This is a genomic window from Frankia sp. ACN1ag (genome assembly GCF_001414035.1).
Classification (GTDB): domain Bacteria; phylum Actinomycetota; class Actinomycetes; order Frankiales; family Frankiaceae; genus Frankia; species Frankia torreyi.
Window position 1 is genome coordinate 1 of sequence record NZ_LJPA01000028.1, and the last position, 24,079, is coordinate 24,079.

A 24,079-nucleotide genomic window follows, 5' to 3' on the forward strand; every position below is an offset into this window, starting at 1 on the left:
ACTCGCGGTCGCCCCGCTGTTCCTGCGCACCAACCAGCGCATCGACGGCCTCATCCACGTCATCTGCCTGGCCCTGCTCGTGTTCACCCTGATCGAACGCGCCGTCCGCCAGGCGATCGCCCCCGCCGAGAAGCTGCCCGGCCTCTACGCCGGCCGCCCCGCCCGGCCCACCGGCCGACTCATCCTCGAAGCCCTCGCCCCCCTGCGCCTGGTCCCCACCGCCGCCGGCCAGCCCGCCTACATCCCCAGACCCGGACCACTCCAACAGCACCTGCTCGACCTCCTCGGCATCGACCCCACCTAACCCCCATGACCCGAAAACAAGATCACAGGGGCCGGTCGGCGCAGCAGAATCCGAAGTGCGAAACACGGGGCTAGCGAGTGGTCCAGGCGTCGGGATCATTGCCAAGAGTGGTGACGATCTCCGGAAGGCGGCCGCCGGCGACGTCGGCAAGGGTCACGTTCTCCAGGACACGGCGCAGGTTGACCCGCACGGCGATCCAGACGTCCTGCAGATTCTTGGCCGCACCCTCGTAGCAGGCGTCCTCGGGGCGGCGCCCGCGCACGCTCGCGAGCGGGCCGTCGGTCACCCGGATCACCGTGGCGACCGTGATCTGGTCGGCGGGGCGGCCCAACTGGTAACCCCCGTCGGCACCCCGGCGGCTCTGGACCAGTCCGGCCCGGCGCAGATCGGTCAGGATGTTCTCGAGGAAGCGCAGCGGCAGATCCTGCGCCAGAGCCAGCGACTCGCCCTTGACGAGCTGACCGTCACTCGCCGCCAACGTCAGGAGTGCGCGCAGCGCATAGTCGGCGCGAGCGGAGATCTGCATGCACCCATATTGCCGCCCGGCAGCGCCGAGCGCGCCCGACGGGTTGGCCTGGCGTGCCGCGGGTGCACGTGCCGGCACTCACCGTCCGCGCTGGCGCCCCGCCCACCCAAGGAAAACGGGCCGCCGCTCGCTCACCCCGCACCGCCGGAATGCCCACCGTCCCCGCCGCCGGCGCCCGGGTCCGCCGGCGGCGGCATCGTGCCGTCCCCGGAGCTTCCCACCGGGTCGACCGCGCCGCCGGCCACNCCGAGTCCCCGGCTACCGCGGGCCGCCCGCACCGCGGACGTCCCCTCGGCGACGAGACCGCGGCGGACGCGCATCCGCTGGTCGGCGGTGTTGAACGCAGCGTCGACAACGACTCCGACGACGAAGATTGTGATCATCGACGCCATCACCCCGACCGTGTCGAGCAGTTCCCGGGAGTTCTGTAGGTCGGCCCCGACCGAGGGATGGCCGGGAACGATGACCAGCAGCTCACCGGCCATCAGGCTGCGCCAGGCGAACGCCCAGCCCTGCTTGAGCCCAGCGAGTACCGAGGGCAGGGCCGCGGGCGCGACGACGTACCGGTACAGGGAGAAGCCGCTCGCACCCATACTGCGACCCACGCGCACGAGTAGCGGCGGCACGTAGTCGACGCCGTAGATCACCCCGTTGGCGACCGAGGGCGCGGCCCCGAGCACCACGACAAACATGATCGCCGACTCGCTGAGCTTGAACAGCAGGATCGCCAGGGGGAACCAGACGATGGACGGCATCGTCTGCAGCGCGGTGATGAAGGAGCCCACCGCGGTACGCAGGATCGTGGAGCGGGAGACCGCGACCCCCACCACGACCCCGATCACGACCGCGAGGGCGTAACCCTCCACCGCCCGGACCAGGGTGCGTGCCAAGGCGTCCCAGAAGTGACTGGTGCCGAGGCGGCTGCCGAACTCGGACAGGGCCTTACCCGGTCCGGGCAGCACATAGGAGGGCTTCCAGCCACTCCAGACGACGAGCTGCCACAGCAGCAGGAACAGGGCGAGAGCGCCGATCTTCGGCCAGGTAGCGGCCCACGCCCGGGATGCGAGCGGCCGCCGCTGCGTGGTCGGGATGTCGAGCGCATCCAGGCCGGCGAGCGCGGCGTCCACCGCGAGCCCGGTCTCGGCGTCGAAGTCCGCCGTCTGGCTACGGAACCGGGTCGAGGTGCCGCTTTCAGTGGCCATGCCGGCCGACCTCCTCGCGTAGTCGCGTGGTCACGACGGTGGCCAGTTCCGCGACCCGGGCGGAGTCGATCCGCCGCGGCCGCTCGATGTCGACGTCGAAGACCTCCGCGACCCGGCCGGGCCGCGAGGACAGCAGCACGATGCGGTCGCCGAGCCGCACGGCCTCGCGGACGTCATGCGTGACGAAGATGACCGTGACGCCGGTCTCCCGCCAGATCCGCTCCAGCTCGTCGTGGAGCAGGTCTCTGGTCATCGCGTCGAGGGCACCGAAGGGCTCGTCCATGCAGAGGATGTCGGCCTCCTGCGCGAACGCCCGGGCGAGACTCACCCGCTGGCGCATGCCTCCGGACAGCTCGTGGGGACGCTTGTCGGCCAGCCNGGCGAGGCGAACCATCGCGAGCAGGCGCTCCACCCGCTCCCGTCGCTCGCCGCGGCGGATACCCCGCAGCCGCAGCGGCACCTCGATGTTGCCGCCCGCGGTGAGCCACGGCAGCAACGCCGAGTCCTGGAACATCATCCCGGCGCGGCGATTGGTCGTGTCCACGGTGCCGGTGGTCGGCGCGTCGAGCCCGGTGATCAACCCGAGCAGGGTCGATTTACCGCAGCCCGACGCCCCGAGCAGACAGAGGAACTCGCCGGACCGGACGTCCAGGGAGACGTTGTCCAACGCCTGCACACGTGCGGCGCCGGAGCCGAAGAAGCGGCTGACGCCGTCGATGCGCACAGCGGTGTCGGAGCGGACAGCGGTCACGGATCATTCCCCCGTTGCGGTGGAGACGCACGCCCGGCCAGGCGACCTGCGGGTGGATCAGGAGTCGGAGACGGTCGGCTTACCCTGCTTCGCCAGGATGTCGTTGAGGATCGTCAGGTCGAAGATGCCGTCGAGCTTCGGATTCTTGATCAACCCGAGCTCCTCCTGATGCTTGGCCGAGGTAAGCAGGGAGGCGGCGATCGGGTCNGGCGTGAACGTCAGCGACTTCCACGCCGAGGTCAGGACCTTGTCCGACAGCGGCTTGCCGGCAAGCTTGCCCAGGGCCGTGTTGGTGACCGTCGCGCCGGCGTCCCGGTCGGCGTTGAGACCGTTGATCGACGCCACGTTGGCGCTGACGAGCCGGCGGACGATCTCCGGGTTCTTCTTCAGGTAGGCGGTACGCACCAGCAGCACCGTCGTGACGAACTGGCCCTTGGTCTCGGGCCACTCGTCGGCCTCGTTCACGAGCACCTTGCCGCCCGCGGCGACCAGCCGGGACGCCGTCGGCTCGGGCACCCACGCGCCGTCGATCGCCTTGTTGGTGAAGGCGTCGACCGTGACGGAGTTGTCCTGCGGCTTGATCGAGACGTCGCCGCCGCCCTGGGTGTCCGTCTTCAGGCCGTTCTTCTTCAGGTAGTAGCGCAGCGCCACGTCCTGGGTGTTGCCGAGGCTCGGCGTCGCGAGCGTGGTGCCCTTGAGCTGCGCCACCGAGGTGATGTCCGGCCGGACCACGAGCGCCGCGCCACCCGACGTCGCGCCGGAGACGATCCGTACCGCCTCGCCGTTCGACTTGATGAAGCTGTTCACCGCGGGGTTCGGCCCGATGTACCCGGCGTCGAGCGCCCCGGACAGCACGGCCTCGGCTTCCTGCACCCCGGAGTTGAACGTCGAGGTCTTCAGCGTGACGCCGGTGCCGAGCTCCTTGGCGAAGATCCCCTTCTCGACGCCGTAGAGCGCGGGCGCGTGGGTGAGGTTCGGGAAGTACCCGAGGCGGAGCGTCCCGCTCACCTGGCCGGGCGTCGCGCTCGCCGAGGCCTTGGCGTCATCGCCCGAGCTCGAGCAGCCCACCACCGCCAGCGCCAGCGCCCCAGCGGTGATCAGTGGCGTCATGGCCCGCCACAGTCTGCTCGGCCTCATGAAAACCCCCTTCGCGCAGGCTGACGCCCGCGCCATGCAAGTCAATCGACGTCATCGGGATGGTAAGCATGCCAGATGCCCCGCATCCTGGCCATGTGCCTTCATCGTCCGGACATCGTTCGGTAACAAATACGGTCGATTTGGGAGCAATTCGGCAAGACGGACAGGATCCGATCATGAAGGACTGATCCCCGCGGACCATCCAGGAACAGGCTGCGGACCAGGTCACAGGCCTGTTCGGCAGGCGCGGCGCGGACGGCGCGGCGCGGACGGCGCGGCGGCGCGGACGGCGCGGCGGGCTCAGCGTCCAAGCTCAGCGCGCGGCGGCGCGGCGCCCCCACGCGCCACCAAGGACGAACAAACGCCAACCGACCGGACCCCCGGCCAGCCCGGCCCTCCGCGCCGCGCCTGGCCCGAGGCGACCGCGCCTGGCCTGCGGCGACCACACCTGGCCTGCGGCGGAGAGGAAGCGAGCTAGAAGAGGATCGAAGCGAAGGTGTCCACGCGCTGGAATCCGACCCGCTCGTAGGCTCGGCGGGCGGCGTGGTTGAAGTCGTTGACGTACAGGCTCACCCGCGGGGCGAACGCCGCCCGCGCCAGCGCGACGACGCTGGCAGTGCCGGCCGCACCCAGCCCGCGCCCACGCAGCGCCGGGTCCACCCAGACGCCCTGGATCTGGCAGACGTCCCCGGCCACCGCGCCGATCTCGGCCTTGAACAGCACGCGGCCGTCGACGATGTGCGCGAACGAGCGCCGCTGCCCGATGAACTCCGCGACGCGGGCCCGGTAAAGGGCCCCGCCGTCAGCGAGGACCGGGGACACCCCGATCTCCTCGGTGAACATGGCGATGCAGGCCGGCAGCAGGACGTCGAGTTCATCGGGCCGGACGGGACGGACGGCCGGGTCGGGCGCGATGAGTGGCGGCCGGTCGATCACGAGCAACGGCTGGTCGGACCGGACCTCGCGGGCCCGTCCCCAGGTCGGCTCGAGGTGCCGCCACATCGCCATGACCGACGAGGAGACACCGACGACGGAGGAGCAGCGGCGGCCCTGCCGGCGGGCCCGCTCGGCGAACAGCTTCGCCGAGGCGGGACCCGCCGCCACGGGCCAGAGATTGGCGCCGGAGTAACACACCGCGGCCAGGCGGCCGTCGACCGTGTGACCCCACATCTCCGCGCCGAGCCGCCACGGATCAAGCCCGGCGGCCTCGACGCGGGACGCGACGAACACGTCGGCGACCGGATTACGGGCCAGCAGCTCGCGCACGGCGGGGAGATCCCGATCGTCGAGCAGTCGCGTCGGCGCGGAGCGCAGCGGCAGGCCCATCCGGTCGCGCCGCCTAGCTGACGGTGACCGAAGGCTCGCCGGACGGGGTACCGCCCGCCGTCATCTCCTCGGCCAGCCGCATGGCTTCCTCGATGAGGGTCTCCACGATCTGCGCCTCGGGCACGGTCTTCACGACCTCGCCCTTGACGAAGATCTGGCCCTTGCCGTTACCGGACGCGACGCCGAGGTCGGCCTCCCGCGCCTCACCCGGCCCGTTGACCACGCAGCCCATCACGGCGACGCGCAACGGGACCTCCATGCCTTCGAGACCGGCGCTGACCTGGTTGGCGAGGGTGTAGACATCGACCTGGGCCCGACCACAGGAAGGGCAGGACACGATCTCGAGCTTACGCTGCCGGAGTCCCAGGGACTCCAGGATCGCGGTGCCGACCTTGACCTCCTCGACCGGCGGCGCGGACAGCGAGACCCGGATGGTGTCGCCGATGCCCTCGGCGAGCAGCGCGCCGAAGGCGACCGAGGACTTCACGGTGCCCTGGAAGGCGGGGCCCGCCTCGGTCACGCCGAGGTGCAGGGGGTAGTCGCAGGACTGGGCGAGCAATCGGTAGGCCTGGATCATGACGACCGGGTCGTGGTGCTTGACCGAGATCTTGATGTCGCGGAAGTCGTGCTCCTCGAACAGCGAGCACTCCCACAGCGCCGACTCGGTGAGCGCCTCCGGCGTGGCCTTGCCGTACTTGGCGAGCAGCCGCTTGTCGAGGGAGCCGGCGTTCACCCCGATCCGGATCGGGATACCGGCGCCCTTCGCCGCGCGGGCGATCTCGCCGACCTTGTCGTCGAACGCCTTGATGTTGCCGGGGTTGACGCGGACCGCCGCGCAGCCGGCGTCGATCGCGGCGAAGACGTACTTGGGCTGGAAGTGGATGTCCGCGATCACCGGAATCGGCGACTTGCGGGCGATGGCCGCAAGCGCGTCGGCGTCGTCCTGACTGGGGACGGCCACCCGGACGATCTGGCATCCAGACGCGGTGAGCTGGGCGATCTGCTGCAGTGTCGCGTTGACGTCCGAGGTCAACGTGGTGCACATCGACTGCACGGAGACCGGAGCGTCACCCCCGACCGGGACGTTGCCCACGTTGATCTGCCGGCTGTGCCGCCGAGTGCCGAGCGGTCGGGCCGGAGCGGCTGGCATGCCCAGAGTAACGGTCACGTTGTCCTCACTGGCGAATCGGAAAAATTGATCGATGTGCGACTGNTTCGGCCTGTCGGCTGCGGGACGCAGGGCAGTAGGGCGCACGGTCTCGCGCAACCGTGCGGAATCACTGGTTCAGGCGGATCGGATTGAAGATGTCGGCGGACAGGAGGAGCAGGCTGAACCCGAGCAGGACGACAACCGTGGCGTACGTGGCCGGTAAGAGCTTGGCGAAATCCACCTTCTGTACCGGACCACGGTAGCCCCGAAGCCTGCGCAGACCGTGTCTGGCCTGTTCAAAGCCCAGCACGGCGATGTGGCCGCCATCCAACGGGAGCAGGGGCAACAGGTTGAAGATGCCGACCGCGAGATTGATCGCGGCCACCAGGATGAGGAACTGGCCGACCCGGTCGAGCACCGAGCTGTCCGGGGCCGAGACGACGTCACCACCGATGCGCGCCGCACCCACGACGCTGATGAAGCCCTCGGGATCGCGATCGTTACTGAAGATCTTACCGACGTCGCCGATCCGGTGGGTCAACGTGTCGTACATGCCGGTGAAGCCGGAGCCGATCACCACGAAGGTGTGCGGAACGGCCTCGATCGGGTTGTAGTGCACCGTCTCGAGCCCCGGCCGGACGCCCAGCGCGCCGACCCGGTCGTTGCCCGCCTCGCCGGTGGAGCGGTTGCGGCGGACCTCGACGAGGTCCGGGCTGAGGGTCAGCGAGCGTCCGTCCCGCTCCACCACGAGCGAGGCGGGGCCGGCGCCGTGCTCGCGCACCCGGCGGGTGAAGTCCTTCCAGGTGTGCACCGCGACCCCGTCGAAGCTGACGACCCGGTCGCCGGGTCGCAGCCCCGCCGCGGCGGCGGGGCCGGGCCCAGAGCAGCTCGCGGTTGTCGCCACGCAGCTCGTCGAACCGATCTTCGACTCGCTGACCTGCGTGGTGCCGAGCGCGACCAGCACCCCATAGATCAACACAATGGCGATGACGAAATGCACGAAGGAACCGGCGGACATGACCACCAGCCGGGCCCGGGCCCGGGCGTTGTAGAACGCCCGAGGCTCGTCGGCCGGATCGATCTCCTCCAGCGGCGTCATCCCCTCGATCTTGACGAAGCCGCCGGCGGGGATGGCCTTGATGCCGTACTCGGTCTCGCCGCGTTGGCGGGACCAGATCGTCGGGCCGAAGCCCACGAAGAACTTCGAGGCCTTCATGCCGTAGTGCCGGGCGGTCACGAAGTGACCGCCCTCGTGCAGCACCACGGACACGAGCAGCGCCGCGGCGAACGCCACGATGCCGAGAATCGCCATCAGGCCGGCCTCCGCCCGACGGGACACCGGCCGGGGGCGCCCGGATGGACCCAGGCACCCCACGAACCGCCGCGCCCGGCCCGGCCCAGGCGGATCACACCGACCCCGGAACGGAAGCCGGCCGGGTGGGATCCACCGCCCACCCCGGGCAGCGCGTGGTTCACACCGATTCCCGTTCGCTCTCGCGCCGGATCAACCGCTGCGCCGCGTCGCGCGCGGCCCGCTCGGTGGCGAACACCTCGTCGAGCGAAGGGTGATCGACGACCTCGTGTTCGGCGATGACCTCGGCCACCAGATCGACGATACGGACGAAGGGCAGGCGTCCGGCCAGGAAGGCGGCCACCGCCTCCTCGTTGGCCGCATTGAACACCGCCGGAGCGGTGCCACCCCGGCGACCGGCCGTGCGCGCGAGCTCCACGGCCGGGAAGGCCACCTCGTCGAGCGGCTCGAAGGTGAGCGCCTGGGCGCGGGTCCAGTCCATCGGCGGCTGCGCCTCGGCCACCCGCTCCGGCCAGCCCAGGGCCAGCGCGATGGGCAGGCGCATGTCGGGCGGCGAGACCTGGGCCAGGGTGGACCCGTCGGTGAACTCGACCATCGAGTGCACCAGCGACTGGGGGTGCACGACGACGTCGATGTCGTCGTAGGGCACCCCGAAGAACAGGTGCGCCTCGATCAGCTCCAGACCCTTGTTCATCAGGGTGGCGGAGTTGATCGTGACAAACGGGCCCATGTCCCAGGTGGGATGAGCCAGCGCCTGCTGCGGGGTGACGGCGGCGAGTTCGTCGCGGCGACGCCCACGGAACGGGCCGCCGCTGGCCGTGAGGACCAGTTTGCGTACCTCGTCCCGGCGGCCGCCGCGCAGGCACTGCGCCAACGCGGAGTGTTCGGAGTCCACCGGGACGAGCCGGTCCGGGTCGCCGCCGAGCGCGTCCAGGACCAGGGGTCCCCCGGCGACCAGCGACTCCTTGTTCGCCAGCGCCACCGTCCGGCCGGCGGCCAGCGCGGCGAGCGTCGGCGCGAGACCGACCGATCCGGTGATGCCGTTGAGAACAATGTCACAGGGCCACTCGGCGATCTCGCTCGCCGCATCGGGCCCGGCCAGGATCTTCGGCACGGCGAACTCGCCCCGGCGGTAGCCCCGCCGCGTCGCCTCCGCAAAGAAGGCGAGCTGCAGGTCCTGGGCCGCCGATGCCGCCGCCACGCCGACCGCCTGGACACCGAGATCGAGTGCCTGGGCTGCGAGCAGGTCCACCCGGGACCCGCCGCCCATCAGCGCAACCACCCGGAAGCGCTGCGGATTGCGGCGTACGACGTCTATGGCCTGGGTTCCGATCGAGCCCGTGGACCCGAGCAGAACAACTTCACGCAGGTTCGAAGCCTCCACCACACCTCCATTCTCTCAGGCCCGTCGACGCCTCGGCGCCGCCCTGTTCGGTTCATGACAGGTGCCACCCGTAGATGTGCAATGGGTCTGACGGCCACTACCTTTTGTGACCTCATCCTCTCCCCGTCGAAGCGACGTCGACCCCAACCCGGCGGGGTCGCCGGTCTCGCACCCAACCGGGGGAGCTCATCCGTCCGCAGCCGCCGACGAGGGGGTCCCGGTCGCCGAGGGTGATGTCGACGGCACGGGAGTCCCCGACCCGCCCGTGCCGGCGCCCGGGCTTGCACCCGCCGAAGGCGATGCGTTCGCCGCCGACGACGGTGCGGCCGGCGTGGCCGGCGTGGCCGAGGCGGCGGGCGATCCGCTCGGAGCGAGCGGGCCCGGCAGCGGGAGCGCCCCGCCCGAACCCGGCGTCCCCGCGCCGCCGCCGGCGACGTCCCCGGAGGTGGGGGTGTAACCAAAATAGGTCAGCGCCACGACGGTGGCGCTGAAGGCGTCCGAGGTCGGCCCGAGCGCCGGACGGGCCTGCGCGCCGGGCCAGGTGTGTCCGGCGCCCTGCATGGCCAGCAACCCGACGTCGCGCCCGTTCGGGCAGCCCGTCCACACGGTGCGCTGCCAGGCCGCGGTGTCCCGGGAGGCCTGGCTGGCGCCGCTGCACCGGAGTGCGGAGGCATAGCGGGCGAGCCGGTCGGGCGTCGACTGCGCGACCACGCCGGCGAACGGCGCCGGACGGGGAGCGCCCCCGCCGTCGAGCGGCGCGATCTGGTCGGCCGTCCCGTGGATCTCGAGCACGTTCGTGGTAGGCGCCGCGCAGGAGGTGGGCAGCACGCTCGAGCCGACCGTGACCGCCGCCGCGATCCTGCCCGGCAACGCGCAGGCCACGGTGAACACCATGTTCGCGCCGTCCGCGTAACCTACGGCGAAGATGCGCTTCGCGTCGAGGCACATCCGGCCCGTGAGCTCGTTGAGCAGCGTTCCCGCGAACAGCACGTCGTCGGGGCCGATGGCGGCGGAACGCGGAAAGTTCCACCGATCCTGTGCCCCGATCGGCGCCGCGACCGCGAAACCGGCCTTGGTGCCCTGGTCGGCGAGCCGGGTGTAGGCCTCCAGATCGTCGGTGCTCTGCCCGAGATCGTGGAAGTTGAGGATCAGCGGGAGCGCCCGNGCCTGCGATCCCGCGGTGGGAACGGCCAGGACGTACGTGCGGTCGATGCCGCCGACCCGCAAGGTGCGGGTACTCACCCCGGACGGCAGGGTCTTCCCGGTGACGCACCCGCTGGGTGGCGGGGCGGGGACGGTGGGCGTCGGCGACGCCGACACGGCCGCCGCGCGCGGCTCGCGCCCGCCGGCGGGACCTATCGCAGAGGATGGCCCCGAGGCGTGCTCCGAGCCGGGATCCCGCGAGATGGCGTACCACAACAGAAGCAGAAGCACGCCGACTGCGGCCGTGATCGGCAACCAGACCGTGTTCGTCGTCCGCGCGCGATGCCGAAGAGAACCGCGCCGTCGGCTCGCCGGACTACCGAAGGACACGGCTGCCGTGCGCAGACGAGCCGCTCGCCGCGCCGGCGGCCTCGACAGGCTTCGCGGACTCGACAGGCTTCGCGGCCTCGAGGCGCCTGGCACGTCCGGCGGGCTCGGCGGCGAGCTGACCGCAGGCCGCCGCTATCTCCCGACCGCGGGTGTCGCGCACGGTGGTGGCGATCCCCCGCTCCCGCAGCCGGCGGACGAACGCGCGCTGGCCGGCGGGTGCACTGGCCTGCCAGGACGAGCCCTCCGTCGGGTTCAACGGAATGAGATTGACATGCGCCAGGCGACCGGAGAGCAGGGTCGCGAGCGCGTCGGCGCGGGCCACGTCGTCGTTGACCCCGTCGATCAGCGCGTACTCGATGCTCACCCGCCGGCCGGTGACCTCGGCATATTCCCAGGCGGCGGCGAGCACCTCGGCCACCGGCCACCGCGTGTTGATCGGCACCAGCTCGTCGCGCAGCTCGTCGTCCGGGGCATGCAGCGACACCGCCAGGGTCACCGGCAGGCCCTCGCCGGCCAGCCGACGCATCGCCGGCACGAGTCCGACGGTGCTGACCGTCAGCCCACGCGCGGACAGCCCCAGCCCCTCCGGCGGCGGCGCGATCAGGCGGCGCAGCGCAGCGGTCACCGCGGTGTAGTTGGCCAGCGGCTCGCCCATGCCCATGAAGACCACATTGGACAGGCGGCCCTCGCCGCCGGCCAACTCCCGGCGGCGCAGCACGCGAGCGGCGTGCACGACCTGTTCGACGATCTCCGCCGTCGACAGATTACGGGTCAGGCCCCCCTGACCGGTAGCACAGAACGGGCAGCCCATGCCGCAGCCCGCCTGGCTGGACACGCAGACCGTCGCCCGATCCGGATACCTCATGATCACAGATTCGAGCAGCGCGCCGTCCGCGGTCCGCCATGCCGTCTTGCGGGTCAGGCCGTCGTCGCAGCTCAGCGTTCGGGCAGGCACGAGCAACCGCGGGAGCAGCGCCTCGAGGAGCGGTCCGCGGGCGTCCTCGGGCAGGTCGGTCATCGCGTCGGTCTCGTCGGCATCGACCAGCCGGGCGAAGTAGTGGCGCGACACCTGATCGGCGCGGAAGGCGGGCTGGCCCAACGAGACCGCGACCTGGCGGCGTTCGTCCCGGGAAAGATCTGCCAGGTGCCGCGCAGGCCGCGCGGCACGCCGGGTCAGGGACAGGCGGACCGNCCGGCCGGTCCCGGCGGACACCGGGCCGTCCGGGGATTCGGATTCGGCGGTCATGGGAGTCATCGCGGCTCCAGTGTGCCAGGAGGCCGCCGCCTAGACGAATGCGGCGATCGCCCGCGCGGGCGGCGCGCACCGCCCGGCGCCCCCGACCGGGCCGGTACCACCGCCGGTACGGGCCGGTGCCACCGGCCCGGTCGAGAAAGGGGGCTCAGGTCTCGCGGCAGCGGCTCACTCGTGCCGGCGGCCGCTCAGTCGAGGAAGGCGGTGAGCAGCAGCCAGGCGACGGGGGCGGTGCACAGCAACGAGTCCAGGCGGTCCATCACGCCGCCGTGACCAGGCAGCAGATTACTCATGTCCTTGATGCCGATGTCCCGCTTGAGCAGCGACTCGCCCAGGTCTCCGATCGTCGCCGTGCAGGCGGTCGCGAGGCCGATCAGGATCCCCTGCCACGCATGTGCTCCCAGCGGCCAGGCCAGCAGGATCCCCGCCACCAGCACGCAGCCCACCGCGGAGCCCGCGAACCCCTCCCACGACTTACCGGGGGACACGCTCGGGGCCATCTTGTGGCGCCCCCCGGAGAGGACCCCCGCGGTGTAGCCGCCGACGTCGCTGGCCACGACTGTGGCCAGGAAGGCGAGGACCCGCCAGCTACCGTCGGATGGTTCGGTCAGCAACGCCGCGAACCCCGCCGGGAAACCGACGTATCCGGCGACGAAGGCGATGCCGCCCACATCCCGGACCAGCCCCTCGGCTGGCCCGGCGGCTCGCACCGCAACGCCGGCGCCGACGGTGGCGGCGAGCGTCAACAGCAGGCCGGTCGTCCCCTCGACATAGGCCACCGCCGGCATCGCGAGCGCCCCGGCGACCAGCGGCACGGGTGGCACCCGCACTCCGGTGAGCCAGACCGCTCGGATCACCTCCCAGGTGCCCAGGGCGACGGCAACGCTGATGACGCCGACGAACGCCGCCCGCACGGTGAACAGCGGGATGAGAATGATCGCGCCGAGCAGGACGCCGACCGCGATCGCGGCCGGCAGGTTGCGGCCGGCGCGGGAACGGCGCGGTGGGGCCACAGCGGGCCCGGGACCGCCGGCAGCGGCCCCGGTCGCTTCGGCGCTTCCGGATGGCCCGCCGTCAACCACGGCGCGGCCGTCGACTGCCGTCATGGATGCCTGTATCTCGACTATCTCGACAGAGGCGGACAGGAGCGGCACGCATGCCCCGCCGTCGCCCTTCCCACGCCACCGCGATCATCTGGCTCGCATTGCAGGGTGGGCGGGCCGCATCGGCTCCGGGGGCGACGATGATCAGACCGACAGCAGGTCCGCTTCTTTGAGGCGGAGGAGCTCGTCCACCTGCCCGACGTAACGGTGGGTCGCCTCGTCGAGGTCCTTTTCGGCGCGCCGGCCCTCGTCCTCGCCGGCGTCTCCGTCCCGGACGATGCGGTCGATCCCGTCCTTGGCGTGACGCCGGACGTTGCGGATGCTGACCCGGGCCTCCTCCGCCTTGGAGCGGGCGACCTTGACCAAGTCACGCCGCCGCTGCTCGGACAGCTCCGGGAAGACGATGCGGATGATCGTGCCGTCGTTGCTCGGGTTGACCCCGAGGTCGGAGTCGCGCACCGCCTTCTCGATCGAGGGCAGCGACGACTTGTCGTACGGGGTGATGATCACCATGCGCGGCTCGGGGATGTGAAAGGACGCGAGCTGCTGCACCGGCGTCGGCGCGCCGTAGTAGTCCACGAGGATCTTGGAGAAGACCGCGGGCGTGATGCGGCCGGTGCGGATGTTCGCGAAGTCCTCCTTGGCGACCGAGACGGCCTTCTCCATCTTCTCCTCGGCATCGAGAAGTGTGTCGTCGATCACCGCGTTTCCTTCCGTCCACTCTGACTCGCCGGCATCCGTCCGGCTCCAACAGCAGCCTCCCTGCCGGCCGCTCTCCGGACACGGCCGCCTTCCGACCCGCGGAATGACACGTGCTGCCCGTGGGCGCCAGGGCCCCGGCCCCGTCGATGATCGCACAGCCGTGGCAAGCAGTGTCCCGCACGAAGTCGCCCCCACGGAGCCCGGGGGGACGCGCCACGCCGAACATGTCGAACCGTCGTGGTGCCGCCCCGATACGTGACACCGGGGCATCGTCGCGGCGACCCCCGGCGAACACGAAACAGGCGGGCGGCCACTGTCCGCCCGCCGTCCCGTGAACCTGCGCTCAGGCCTGCCGGATGTTGAACCGGGAGAACCGGCCGACCTCGATCTTCTCGCCAAGCGAGGCGCCCGCCTGGTCGAGCAGGGCTCGAATGGTCACCTTGCCATCCTTCACCCACGGCTGGTCCAGCAGCACGCTGCTCTTGACGTAGCCGTTGACCCGACCGTCGACGATCTTCGCAATCGCCTGCTCGGGCTTGCCCTCCTCGCGGGCGGCAGCCTCGTAGATCTTGCGCTCGGCCTCGAGCACCTCGTTGGGGATCTGGTCCGCGGTGACGTACAGCGGGTCCGCGGCCGCGATGTGCTGGGCGAGGTCACGGGCGAGCTGCTTGAAATCGTCGGTCTTCGCCACGAAGTCCGTCTCGCAGCGCAGCTCGACGAGCACCCCGAGGGTCGGGGGCAACTGCGGGTCCGTCCGGTGCAGGTAGGACTCGACCAGGCCGTTGGCGGCGCTGCGCGTCGCGCGCTTGGCGACCTGTGCCTTGCCCTTCTCCCGCAGCCAGGACTTCGCCTTCTCGACGTCGCCGTCGTTGTCGACCAGCGCCTTCTTGACGTCGCTCATCCCAGCTCCGGTGAGCTCCCGAAGCTTGCGAATGTCGGCGGCTGTGATGTCTGCCATGGTGCTCTTCTCGTCGGTGTCCGTCGGAATGCTGTCGTTGTCCTAGAGGCGTGGCGCGGCACGAGGGCTACCGGCGAGCCGGGCGTCGCCGTCGGTACCCCGCGCCCTCGGACCCGCCGACCGGGGCACCACGGGCCCTCAGGTCGGCAGGCTCCCCGCGTCAGCGGTCCTGCGCCGCCTGCCCTGACCGCCACGAGCGCCCGCTGCGGGGTGGCCGCAACCGATGCCGGCCGCCGGGCGGCGCGCACCGGGCGCCACGGAGGCCCGGTGCGCGGGGCGACGCGAGGTCGTCAGACCGCCGTGCCGACCGCTGCGTCGGGCTGGGTCTCGGCGGCGGCGGCCGGTGCCGGCTCCTCGGCGGGCTGCTCCTCGCTCGCCGCGGGCGCGGGCGCGGTGCCCTCGCCGCGCAGCAGCGCCTGCTCCCACTCGGCCAGCGGCTCTTCACCGGCGGACTGCTCGGGCTTGGCGTCGGCGGCCTTCGAGGCACCGGCCCGGGCCATGAGGCCATCCGCGACGGCGTCGGCGACCACGCGGGTCAGCAGCGCCGCGCTGCGGATCGCATCGTCGTTGCCGGGAATCGGGTAGTCGACCTCGTCGGGGTCGCAGTTCGTGTCGAGGATCGCCACGACCGGGATGCCCAGCTTGCGCGCCTCGCCGACCGCGATGTGCTCCTTCTTCGTATCCACCACCCACACCGCGCTCGGCACCCGGCTCATGTCCCGGATGNCGCCGAGGGTGCGCTCCAGCTTCGCCTTCTCCCGGGTCAGCACGAGCTGCTCCTTCTTCGTGCGGACCTCGGTACCGCCGGTCACCTCGATCTCCTCGAGCTCCTTGAGCCGCTGGAGACGCTTGTAGACGGTCGAGAAGTTGGTCAGCATGCCGCCGAGCCAGCGCTCCTTGACGTAGGGCATGCCCACCCGGGCGGNCTGCTCTTCGATGGCCTCCTGGGCCTGCTTCTTCGTCCCGATGAACAGCACCGTGCCACCGTGCGCCACCGTCTCCTTGACGAAGTCGTAGGCGCGGTCGATGTACGAAAGAGTCTGCTGCAGGTCGATGATGTAGATGCCGTTACGCTCAGTGAAGATGTACCGCTTCATCTTCGGGTTCCAGCGCTTGGTCTGGTGCCCGAAATGCACGCCGCTCTCGAGCAGCTGCTTCATGGTGACGACGGCCATGGCGCGTCGCTCCTCTCCGTCCGGCCGCGGCCGGACGCCTCGGTTGTGACGGCGCCGTCTGACGACGGCTGCCCCTGACGCCCGGAGTGGTCGTGGCCGTCGCGATGCGGCGGACCGAGGAGACCCTTCCGACGGCCTCGTGGAGACCCTCGGAAGCGGGCGTGCGAACTGAGCCCGCGATGCGGGCCCTGCGGACGATGATACCCGGACCCACGCTGCGGCCCAGCGGAAANCCCGCCCNCCCCGCCCCATCAAGATCGTGTGCTACTGCAGCATGCCCGCCGGCGGGATCATCCTTCGCCGATCTCCGCCGCGGCAGGCGGACGGACCGCGACGACCGCGCAGCAGGCCGATCCGCAGGTCGACAACTCACCCGAGATCAACGCCGAAGCAAGTTATCCACAGTCGGAAACTTTGGACTACCCAACGAGAGCAAAACACCGCACCGTGGAACCGGCCGATCCGCCGCTCTCGCGGACCGGCCAAGCGGCGGCCGGACCGTCGCCCCGGACGCCACCCGGCCGCCGCGCCTCCCTCGACCCCGGAGGTTGGGACCGCCATGCCCAGACTGCCCCGCTTCGATCCGCTCTGGCTCGTCATCCCGGCGATCGCGCTGCTGATCGCCGTCGGCTGGCCCACCAGAGTTCCGATCAACCCGCGTGGGAGCGGGCCGCCCGCCACCATCACCGCGCGCACCGCCGACCCGGCCGACCCGCTGCCAGGCACGGAGCTGGATGACGGCCTCGGGACCGGTCCGCGAGACGGGGCGGTCCCGAACGACACGATCGGCCAGGCTCTGGCGGCGGCACCAGAACCCGTCGCCGCCACGACCCGAGCGCCCGTCCCAGGCGCGGGGGTCACCGTCGCACCCCCACGTCCGACCACGTCGCCTGGCGCGTCCTCCGCCCGAGCGGTCCCCGCCGTGCCGGGCACAACGACACCGGCACCCAGCGCGTCCCTGCCCACCCGCGACGCCGCCTCCGGGCCGGGCCCGGGAGATCCGTCCTCCATCCACCGACCCCCCGAGCCGGGTTCGACCCGGCCCGGGGATCCTCGGCGACCGGCCCTGTCCCCGCCGGTCGCCGACCCGCCGGGCGGTGGCGCGCGGGCGCCACGCCGCGCACCACCGCCCGGCGCTTCCGACCGACTCGCCGCCGCGGCGGAGCCCGCCACCACAGAAGGCGTTCCGCCGCTGCGATGGCCGCTGCCGGGTCCGGTGGCGGTGAGCCGAGCTTTCCAACGCCCGGCGACGCCCTTCGGCCCCGGCCACCGTGGCGTCGATCTGCGGGGTTCGCCGGCCGGATCCGTGCTCGCGGCAGCCGCCGGAACTGTGAGCTTCGCAGGTCCCGTGGCGGGACGGGGAGTGGTCACCATCGATCATGGGATGGTCCGGACGACCTACGAACCCCTGCGGCCCGCCGTCCACGCGGGCGCCGTCGTCCGCGCGGGCGACCTGCTCGGCTGGCTCACCGACGGCCACCCCGGCTGCCCCACGACGACATGCCTGCACTGGGGGCTGTTGCGCGGCGTGGAGTACCTCGATCCCCTGAGTTCGTTCCGGCGTGTTCCGCCTCGGCTCCTACCCCTTCGCCCCGGATGACCGACGACAGTCCGGGGCGAGTCACGCCCGCGGGTGCGCCTGGTCGAAGGCCGCACGGAGTCGCTCCGGGGTCACATGCGTGTAGATCTGTGTGGTGGCCAGATTGGCGTGGCCGAGAAACTCCTGGACAGAGCGGAGATCCGCGCCTCCTTCGAGCATGTGCGTCGCCGCCGAGTGGCGCAGTCCGTGCGGCGTCAGCCCCGTGGGAACGATGCCCAACTCCACACAACGCGCCAGGACTCGCCGCACCGTGCGTGGATCGAGCCGGCCCCCGAGCTGCCCCAGCATCAGAGCCGACCCGCTGCGGGGTACGGCCAGGAGCGGGCGGCCCGAGGTCCGCCACGCCCGCAGCGCCCTGGCCGCGGGCACACCGAACGGAACGCTGCGCTCTCGGCCGCCCTTGCCTCGTACCCGCAGCAGCCGCCGCTCGTCGTCGATGTCCCCGAGGTCCAGTCCGCACAGCTCGGACACCCGGACCCCGCTGCCATAGAGCAGTTCGAACATCAGCGCGTCACGCAGGCCGAGAGCCCTTCGCACGGCTGCGTCGTCATCGCGACCCGGTCGTGCACCGGTGAAGTGCCGTACCTGTTCGGCGGACTGATCGCCCGGCGCCTGGCCCGGCCCGGACACCGCATCAAGGAGCTGGCGCGCAGCGGCAGCAGTCAGAACCTGCGGCACCTGCCGGATCGCGCGCGCACCGACCAGCCGGGCGGCCACGTCGGTCGCCAGGAATCCGCGGCGGACCGCATAGGCCGAGAACACTCGGGCAAGCGAGGCACGCCGCGCACGTGTCGCCGGAGCCGCACCGGCGGCGCGCATGGCGGCCAACCAACTGCGCAGAACCGTCAGATCCAGGTCGGCGAGCTCCGGGCGCCCCTCCCGCTCCGCGTGCGCCCGCAGACTCGCCAGATCGGCGACGTAGGCACGAACCGTCTCCGGCGACCGGTCAAGCTCCGCGACGAGGTGGCGCCGGAAGCCGGCGATCGCCGCGGCCCAGCCCACTTCGGCGCCTTCGACCACCGCCGGCCTCGGAGCAGGGCACGCGCTCGCCGTCCGGGCTCCCCCGGGGGCCGGATCCACCCGGCCACGCTCAGGACCACGATCGCGGTGCGATGCCATGCGAGGACCGTCTCCGGACCTGGTCGCCGCGTCAAGACCCCGTCGACGGCGGACGTTGTGCTGCGTGGCGTCGCGGGCAGGCGACGGATTCGGCTCGACTGCCTCGGCTCGACTGCCTCGGCTACCCGGGCGATCCCCGAAGGGAGACCCCGCCGGATCGGACCACGTCCGGACGGGGTCTCCGCTCAGCTTCGGCGAGACCGGGACCGGGCGTTGGACGGCGCCCGGCCGAGCGGGGTCAGCCGGTAACCGTTGGGGACGCTCTCGACCAGCCCCTCCACGGTCAGCGGCCCCAGCATGGCCAGCACCTCCTCCGGGCGCAGCCCGGTCCGCTGGGACAACACCGACACGCCGACCGCCGCGCGGGAAGGCATGGCATCGAGCAGATCACGCACCATCGCGGACAGTTCGTCGCGAGGCCCGACGGCCGTCGGTGGGCGCGCAGCGAACCGGCCCACGGCCGCGATCTCCTCACTGATGTCCTCGGCCCCGGTGACCAGCACGGTCTGTTCCCGGAAGTCGCGGAGCAACCGGTGGCACCCGGCGCTCATCGCGCTGGTGACAGGCCCGGGTACGGCCATCACCTGGCGGCCGAGGCGACGGGCGTGGGCGACCGTGTTGAGCGCGCCGCTGCGAAGGCCCGCCTCAACCAGCACGGTCCCGCGGCACAACGCGGCGATCACCCGATTCCGGGTCAGGAAGCGCCGACGGAAGGGTGGGGTACCGGGCGAGACCTCGCTGACGACGGCGCCCGTGCGACCGATCTCGGCCAGCAGCTCCACATGAGCGGCCGGATACGGCACGTCGACGCCGCCGGCGAGGACGGCGACGGTCGGTCCGGCCGCGGCCAGCGCGCCGCGGTGCGCCGCCGCGTCGATCCCGAACGCCGCCCCCGACACGATCGCCCAGCCCTGCTCCGCCATCGTGAAGGCGATCTCGCCGGCGAGATGCAGACCGTAGCTCGTCGCGGCGCGGCAACCCACCAGGGCGACCGCCCGCGACGCGAGCTCTCGCAGGTCACCGGGCCCCCGCACCCACAGGCACAGGGGTGCGCCGATCGCGGAACCGTCGCCCTCGTCACGCAGGCGATCCAGCGCGTCGAGCTCGATCGGCCATTCGGGATCCTGCGGGCACACCAGCCGGGCACCGACCCGCGACGCAGCGTCCAGGTCGCGCAGGGGATCCACCCCGGGGTGCGCCGACCGCACCTCGGCCCACACCCGAGCGGCACCACGCCGCCCCACCTCGACGGCCACGCGCTGATGTTCGGGTCCGAACACCCGGGTCAGCGCGATCCGGGCGAGTCGCTCCGGGTCCGTCTCCACCACGCCGGCGGGCATCGCTGTCACCGGGATGACGCCCTCGGTCGGCTCCCCGCCGCCCGGCTCGGGCAACACAGATCCGAGATCGGCCCCACTCGCCGCCGACCGCAGGGGGGCCACCCCCGGTGCGGGCAGGCCGGTCCCGGGCTCGGGCGGCTCAGAAGGCGCAACGGGCACGCTCATGCCGCCCATCCGGGCAACCTCAGGTCCAGCGCGGCGCCGAACTGTTCCGGTCCGGGCGATGCCCGCCCGGCGAGGTCGGCGAAGGTCCAGGCCAGACGGTGGACACGGTCAAGGCCACGGGCAGTGAGCAGGCCCGCGTCGAAGGCCCGCTCGGCCACCGCGGTGACCTTCGTGGGCAGCGGCCAGAGCCTGCGCAGCGCCGGACCGGGCACCTCCGCGTTGACCCGCCATGGGGTGCCCGCCAGCCGGCTGCGGGCAAGTTCCCTGGCTGCCGCCACCCGGGCGGCAACCTGCGTCGAGGTGGCCGAGCGTCCCAGATCTGCCTTGAGCTCGGCCCGGCTGGGAGCGCTCAGGGCCACCTGGATGTCGATCCGGTCCAGCAGTGGGCCGGAGAGGCGGGCGAGGTAGCGCCGACGCACCAGGCTCGGACACTCACAGCCCGTCGCCCGCGGCCCACGCGCCCTCGCGCAGGGGCACGGGTTGGCGGCGAGGACGAGCTGGAACCGCGCCGGAAACCGGGCTGTCGCCCGGGCTCTGGCCACCTCGATCGTGCCGCTCTCCAGCGGCTGGCGCAGGGCGTCGAGACTCTGCCGATTGAACTCGGGGGCTTCGTCCAGGAAAAGAATCCCGCGATGGGCCTGGCTGGCCAACCCCGGGCGAATGACCGCCGAGCCCGACCCGACCAACGCCGCCGGGGTCGCGCTGTGATGCGGGCTGCGGTAGGGCGGGCGGGTGACGAGGGGAGCGTTCGACGGTAGCAGGCCGGCCACCGAGTGCACTGCCGTCACCTCCAGCGAGGCGTCGATGTCGAGCATGGGCAGCAGGCCGGGCAGCCGGTCGGCCAGCATCGTCTTCCCGCTGCCGGGCGGCCCCTGCATGAACAGGTGGTGGCCGCCCGCCGCGGCGACCTCGACGGCGAGCCGACCCCGGGTCTGGCCGGCCACGTCCGCCAGGTCCAGGCTCGACGCCTCGGCCGGGGCGGGTGCAGCGAGCGGCGGCGCCGCCACTTCCGGCGCGGCGGCATCCCCGCGCAGGACTGCCAGCACGCCGGCCAGATCTATCGCCGGTTCGACACGGGCGCCGGGCACCAGCGCCGCCTCGGCCGCGTTGGCCGCCGGGACCACCACGCACTCGACGCCCACAGCGGCCGCCTTGAGCACTGCTGGCAACACTCCTCTCACCGCGCGCACACGACCGTCCAGAGCCAGCTCGCCGATGAACACCCGACGCAGCAGGGACTCGGGCGGAACCACCGCGGCGGCGCTGAGCACGGCAACCGCCATCGCCAGATCGAAGCCGCTGCCCGCCTTCGGCAGGGTGGCGGGAAACAGGCCAAGGGTGATCCGACGGGCCGGCCATTTCTGGCCGGAGTTGACCACCGCGGCACGGATCCGGTCGCGCGACTCGTGCAGGGCAGCGTCGGGCAGGCCGATGAGAGTCAGACGCGGCAGGCCGTCGGCAAGATCCGCCTCGACCTCGACCAGATGTCCCTCGACCCCGAGGACCGCGACCGCTCGGGCCCGGGCGAGCGCCATCAGAACGCACCCCGAAGATGCTCGACGCGGACCGGGCCGATCGGCGGACGCGACACCAGCACCACGTCGAAACGCACAGGAGAGGGTTCGTGCGGGTGCTCCGCGAGCCAGCGGGCGGCCAACCGGCGGATCCGGGCCGCCTTCCGACCGACCACCGCTTCCGCGGCAGACCCAAAGCGCGTCCCGGATCGGGTCTTGACCTCGCAGAACACCAGATCAGCCCCGTCCCGGAGCACGAGATCGAGTTCGCCCTCCCGGCAGCGCCAGTTGCGGTCGAGGATCGCCGCGCCCCCCGCAGCCAGATGCCGGGACGCGACCTCCTCTCCGAACCGACCCAGTGCGTCCTTCGCGCGCATCGCCACGCTCCCGTCCGCCGGGGGACGTGCGCCCGCCGGCCTGTTTCAGCGTCGGCGTTGCGGGCGAAAACAACCAGGAGCCTTGATCAAGATGTGGATGACGGACTTTATCCACAGGTGGGCCGCAGGCAGACGGTACCGTCGGGTACGGGTCAGCGGGCCCTGGCGGAGGTGGGCGGCCGGTGAACGAAGCGCCTCGGCCGGAGCGCCGCTTCCATGGCCGCCAAGGCTAGAGCGGAGTCGAGGCAGAGCGCTGGTAGCGCCGGCGAGGGCCTGCGACCAAGGGCGGAGCGTCAGAGCTCGGCCTTGGTCAGCTCCTCCACATTGATGTCCTTGAACGTCACGACCCGGACATTCTTCACAAAGCGCGCGGGCCGGAACATGTCCCACACCCAGGCATCCCGCAGGGTCAACTCGAAGAAGACCTCACCGTCCGTGCTGTTCCTGACCTCGATCTGATATTCGTTGGCGAGGTAGAACCGGCGTTCGGTCTCGATGACGTACGAGAACAGCCCCACCACGTCGCGGTACTCGCGGTAGAGCTGGAGCTCCATCTCGGTCTCGTACTTCTCGAGATCTTCCGCGCTCATGCGGTCTCCGTGACGCCGTGCAGGCTGGTCGCAAGCACTCTGTCCTCCAGCCGCAATGATCGGGCTTCCCTCGTCGGCATCGCGTGCGCAGCCACGTTGACGTACGACTTCCGGTGCTCGTCACACGGTCCGTACCGCGCCAGCGCCGCCGCGTGGGCCGCGGTGACGTATCCCTTGTGCTGCGCGAAATCGTACTCGGCATAGCGCGTGTGCAACGCACGCATGATCCGGTCCCTCGTCACCTTCGCCACGATCGAGGCCGCCGCGATGCACGCGGCTACCCGATCCCCCTTCACGACCGCCAACGATTCCGTACCGAAGCCGGCGACCGCAAACCCGTCCGTGAGTACGTAGCCCGGCCGACGCCCCAGCCGCGCGACGGCACGTCGCATGCCGGTGATGTTGGCCACGTGTACTCCGGTCCGGTCGATCTCCGCCGCGGGGATCACCACCGTGGACCAGGCCGCGGCCGATCGCATGACCTCGTCGAAGAGGCCCTCCCGGACCTGCTCGGTCAGCAGCTTGGAGTCCGCCAGCCGAGGCGATAGCCGGCGCCTGCCATCAGGGCCCAGCACCACCGCGGCCACGACCAGAGGACCGGCGCAGGCGCCACGACCCGCCTCGTCGACTCCGGCGACCGGACCCAGCCCACAACGCACCAACGCCCGCTCATAACCGAACAGACCGGCGTCGCGCCGGATCACGACCCCGCGCGGCCTCATGGGGATCCGCGTCGCGGCGGGACCGAACTCCCCGCGATGACGGGCGGTCCATGACGGCGCCGCGCCCGCCAGGCCGGCGGGGCCAGTGCGACGATCGCCACCAGAGAGGTGTCGTCCGTCGCCGGCAGGCCCGCCCCGGGTTGGGCCGCCCCCACGCCCGATGTGTCCGACGCCGCAGGTATCGTGCGCGTCGGCGTCGCGCGAGGAGCGACCGACGCGGCGGGTATCCCACTGAAGGTGTCCGGCACGCCCAGGAAACCGAACCGACTCAGCGGCCAGACCCGGACGAAGGCACGCCCCACCACCTTGTCCTTCGGGATCGGTCCGTTCTGACGGGCATCGGACGACGCCCCCCGGTGATCGCCCATCACCCACAGATAGCCCGCGGGCACCTTCAGCGGACCGAAACGCTGGTAGTCGTTCTGATACACATACGGCTCGTCCAGCGGATGGCCGTTGACCGTCACCCGGCCCTCCGCGTCGCAACACGCGACCGTGTCGCCGCCGACCCCGATGACCCGCTTGATGAAATCGGTTTCACTCGGGGCCCCGAGGCCGAGCAGGTTCTGCGCACCCCGGACGAACTTGCTGAAGACATTGGTGGGCTTGGGAACGATCGACTCCTGATGGTCGAAACCCGTCCCCTTGCCGTTGAACACGACGATCTCGCCCCGATGCACGTCACGAAAATGGTAGACGACCTTGTTGACCAGCACACGGTCGTCGACCAGCAGGGTGCGTTCCATCGACTCTGACGGGATCCAGAAAGCCTGGACCAGCAGCGCCTTGATCAGCAGCGCCAGCAGAAAAGCGACCAGAACGAGCACGGGCAGCTCG

At 71.5% G+C, this 24,079-nt stretch carries 20 protein-coding genes and 7 pseudogenes; 2 read left to right on the forward strand and 25 right to left on the reverse strand.

Features of this window, described 5'->3' with window-relative positions:
* Positions 1 to 304: pseudogene (locus UK82_RS22380) on the forward strand (transposase); the annotation flags it as partial.
* Between the two features lie 70 nt (positions 305 to 374).
* Here UK82_RS22380 and UK82_RS22385 read toward each other — a convergent pair.
* The 18 genes and pseudogenes from UK82_RS22385 to rpsB (UK82_RS39520) form a co-directional block, all read right to left on the reverse strand.
* Entirely contained in the window at positions 375 to 830 is a 456-nt protein-coding gene (locus UK82_RS22385; protein ID WP_044883813.1) for an Rrf2 family transcriptional regulator, read from the reverse strand.
* Between the two features lie 246 nt (positions 831 to 1,076).
* A pseudogene (locus tag UK82_RS22390) lies at positions 1,077 to 2,032 on the reverse strand (ABC transporter permease); the annotation flags it as partial.
* Positions 2,022 to 2,410 (reverse strand): ABC transporter ATP-binding protein (locus tag UK82_RS39495; protein ID WP_236706301.1); only part of this gene is annotated, 389 nt, incomplete at its 5' end. The pseudogene UK82_RS22390 and the gene UK82_RS39495, both read right to left, overlap by 11 nt.
* Position 2,411: 1 nt before the next feature.
* Positions 2,412 to 2,783 (reverse strand): annotated as a pseudogene (locus UK82_RS39500) (ATP-binding cassette domain-containing protein); the annotation flags it as partial.
* A gap of 57 nt (positions 2,784 to 2,840) precedes the next feature.
* Positions 2,841 to 2,990, reverse strand: a pseudogene (locus tag UK82_RS39505) (sulfonate ABC transporter substrate-binding protein); the annotation flags it as partial.
* Position 2,991: 1 nt separating this feature from the next.
* A pseudogene (locus UK82_RS22400) lies at positions 2,992 to 3,920 on the reverse strand (ABC transporter substrate-binding protein); the annotation flags it as partial.
* Positions 3,921 to 4,394: 474 nt separating this feature from the next.
* Positions 4,395 to 5,246, reverse strand: coding sequence for a DUF4081 domain-containing GNAT family N-acetyltransferase (locus UK82_RS22405; protein ID WP_055409132.1), 852 nt, complete (start codon positions 5,244 to 5,246; stop codon positions 4,395 to 4,397).
* A 13-nt stretch (positions 5,247 to 5,259) separates the two neighbouring features.
* Positions 5,260 to 6,414, reverse strand: coding sequence for a flavodoxin-dependent (E)-4-hydroxy-3-methylbut-2-enyl-diphosphate synthase (gene ispG, locus UK82_RS22410; protein ID WP_044883817.1), 1,155 nt, complete (start codon positions 6,412 to 6,414; stop codon positions 5,260 to 5,262).
* Positions 6,415 to 6,523: 109 nt separating this feature from the next.
* A complete protein-coding gene (locus UK82_RS22415) occupies positions 6,524 to 7,708 on the reverse strand; it encodes an RIP metalloprotease (protein ID WP_044883871.1) in 1,185 nt (394 codons plus the stop codon).
* Between the two features lie 160 nt (positions 7,709 to 7,868).
* Positions 7,869 to 9,092 (reverse strand): 1-deoxy-D-xylulose-5-phosphate reductoisomerase, encoded by a 1,224-nt coding sequence (dxr, locus tag UK82_RS22420; protein WP_044883872.1) that lies wholly within the window; start codon positions 9,090 to 9,092, stop codon positions 7,869 to 7,871.
* A 186-nt stretch (positions 9,093 to 9,278) separates the two neighbouring features.
* A partial coding sequence (locus tag UK82_RS22425; protein WP_236706302.1) for a PHB depolymerase family esterase occupies positions 9,279 to 10,256 on the reverse strand: 978 nt, incomplete at its 5' end.
* Between the two features lie 355 nt (positions 10,257 to 10,611).
* A partial coding sequence (rlmN, locus tag UK82_RS22430) for a 23S rRNA (adenine(2503)-C(2))-methyltransferase RlmN (protein WP_255354337.1) occupies positions 10,612 to 11,816 on the reverse strand: 1,205 nt, incomplete at its 5' end.
* 249 nt (positions 11,817 to 12,065) lie between these two features.
* Positions 12,066 to 12,890, reverse strand: coding sequence for a phosphatidate cytidylyltransferase (locus UK82_RS22435; RefSeq protein WP_370657107.1), 825 nt, complete (start codon positions 12,888 to 12,890; stop codon positions 12,066 to 12,068).
* A 234-nt stretch (positions 12,891 to 13,124) separates the two neighbouring features.
* Positions 13,125 to 13,682: a ribosome recycling factor gene (gene frr / locus UK82_RS22440; RefSeq protein ID WP_044886193.1), complete on the reverse strand. Its 558-nt coding sequence runs from the start codon at positions 13,680 to 13,682 to the stop codon at positions 13,125 to 13,127.
* A gap of 343 nt (positions 13,683 to 14,025) precedes the next feature.
* Positions 14,026 to 14,640, reverse strand: a complete 615-nt coding sequence (locus tag UK82_RS22445; RefSeq protein WP_044886194.1) for a translation elongation factor Ts — start codon at positions 14,638 to 14,640, stop codon at positions 14,026 to 14,028.
* A gap of 290 nt (positions 14,641 to 14,930) precedes the next feature.
* A partial coding sequence (gene rpsB / locus UK82_RS39510) for a 30S ribosomal protein S2 (RefSeq protein WP_236706303.1) occupies positions 14,931 to 15,366 on the reverse strand: 436 nt, incomplete at its 5' end.
* A 1-nt stretch (position 15,367) separates the two neighbouring features.
* Positions 15,368 to 15,565: pseudogene (gene rpsB / locus UK82_RS39515) on the reverse strand (30S ribosomal protein S2); the annotation flags it as partial.
* A 1-nt stretch (position 15,566) separates the two neighbouring features.
* Positions 15,567 to 15,815, reverse strand: a pseudogene (rpsB, locus tag UK82_RS39520) (30S ribosomal protein S2); the annotation flags it as partial.
* Positions 15,816 to 16,374: 559 nt separating this feature from the next.
* Between rpsB (UK82_RS39520) and UK82_RS22455 the strand changes: the two are divergent.
* On the forward strand, positions 16,375 to 17,415 hold the full coding sequence (locus UK82_RS22455; RefSeq protein WP_044886196.1) for a murein hydrolase activator EnvC: 1,041 nt from the start codon (positions 16,375 to 16,377) through the stop codon (positions 17,413 to 17,415).
* Positions 17,416 to 17,436: 21 nt separating this feature from the next.
* Here the strand turns inward: UK82_RS22455 and UK82_RS22460 are convergent, their stop codons facing one another.
* The 7 genes from UK82_RS22460 to lepB form a co-directional block, all read right to left on the reverse strand.
* Positions 17,437 to 18,534, reverse strand: a complete 1,098-nt coding sequence (locus UK82_RS22460; RefSeq protein WP_052681199.1) for a tyrosine recombinase XerC — start codon at positions 18,532 to 18,534, stop codon at positions 17,437 to 17,439.
* Between the two features lie 185 nt (positions 18,535 to 18,719).
* On the reverse strand, positions 18,720 to 20,048 hold the full coding sequence (gene dprA / locus UK82_RS22465) for a DNA-processing protein DprA (protein WP_055409139.1): 1,329 nt from the start codon (positions 20,046 to 20,048) through the stop codon (positions 18,720 to 18,722).
* Complete coding sequence (locus UK82_RS22470; RefSeq protein ID WP_044886198.1) at positions 20,036 to 21,574, reverse strand: YifB family Mg chelatase-like AAA ATPase; 1,539 nt, start codon at positions 21,572 to 21,574, stop codon at positions 20,036 to 20,038. The genes dprA and UK82_RS22470 overlap by 13 nt, the downstream gene beginning before the upstream one ends.
* A complete protein-coding gene (locus UK82_RS22475) occupies positions 21,574 to 21,930 on the reverse strand; it encodes a YraN family protein (protein WP_044886245.1) in 357 nt (118 codons plus the stop codon). The genes UK82_RS22470 and UK82_RS22475 overlap by 1 nt, the downstream gene beginning before the upstream one ends.
* A gap of 293 nt (positions 21,931 to 22,223) precedes the next feature.
* Positions 22,224 to 22,520 carry a DUF2469 domain-containing protein gene (locus UK82_RS22480; protein ID WP_009742334.1) on the reverse strand — a complete coding sequence of 99 codons (297 nt, stop codon included), beginning with the start codon at positions 22,518 to 22,520 and terminating at the stop codon, positions 22,224 to 22,226.
* Positions 22,517 to 23,242 carry a ribonuclease HII gene (locus UK82_RS22485; protein ID WP_044886199.1) on the reverse strand — a complete coding sequence of 242 codons (726 nt, stop codon included), beginning with the start codon at positions 23,240 to 23,242 and terminating at the stop codon, positions 22,517 to 22,519. The genes UK82_RS22480 and UK82_RS22485 overlap by 4 nt, the downstream gene beginning before the upstream one ends.
* A complete protein-coding gene (lepB, locus tag UK82_RS22490) occupies positions 23,239 to 24,069 on the reverse strand; it encodes a signal peptidase I (protein ID WP_370657106.1) in 831 nt (276 codons plus the stop codon). Before lepB ends, UK82_RS22485 begins: the two co-directional genes overlap by 4 nt.
* Positions 24,070 to 24,079 lie beyond the last annotated feature (10 nt).

Bases quoted from the DNA above. Each gene is read 5' to 3' on its own strand.
- UK82_RS22480 (WP_009742334.1), bottom strand. From the start codon at position 22,520: ATGAGCGCGGAAGATCTCGAGAAGTACGAGACCGAGATGGAGCTCCAG.
- UK82_RS22415 (WP_044883871.1), bottom strand. From the start codon at position 7,708: ATGGCGATTCTCGGCATCGTGGCGTTCGCCGCGGCGCTGCTCGTGTCC.
- UK82_RS22405 (WP_055409132.1), bottom strand. From the start codon at position 5,246: ATGGGCCTGCCGCTGCGCTCCGCGCCGACGCGACTGCTCGACGATCGG.
- UK82_RS22455 (WP_044886196.1), top strand. From the start codon at position 16,375: ATGCCCAGACTGCCCCGCTTCGATCCGCTCTGGCTCGTCATCCCGGCG.
- UK82_RS22445 (WP_044886194.1), bottom strand. From the start codon at position 14,640: ATGGCAGACATCACAGCCGCCGACATTCGCAAGCTTCGGGAGCTCACC.
- UK82_RS22485 (WP_044886199.1), bottom strand. From the start codon at position 23,242: ATGAGGCCGCGCGGGGTCGTGATCCGGCGCGACGCCGGTCTGTTCGGT.
- UK82_RS22460 (WP_052681199.1), bottom strand. From the start codon at position 18,534: ATGGCATCGCACCGCGATCGTGGTCCTGAGCGTGGCCGGGTGGATCCG.
- UK82_RS22470 (WP_044886198.1), bottom strand. From the start codon at position 21,574: ATGGCGCTCGCCCGGGCCCGAGCGGTCGCGGTCCTCGGGGTCGAGGGA.
- dprA (WP_055409139.1), bottom strand. From the start codon at position 20,048: ATGGGCGGCATGAGCGTGCCCGTTGCGCCTTCTGAGCCGCCCGAGCCC.
- UK82_RS22385 (WP_044883813.1), bottom strand. From the start codon at position 830: ATGCAGATCTCCGCTCGCGCCGACTATGCGCTGCGCGCACTCCTGACG.
- UK82_RS22475 (WP_044886245.1), bottom strand. From the start codon at position 21,930: ATGCGCGCGAAGGACGCACTGGGTCGGTTCGGAGAGGAGGTCGCGTCC.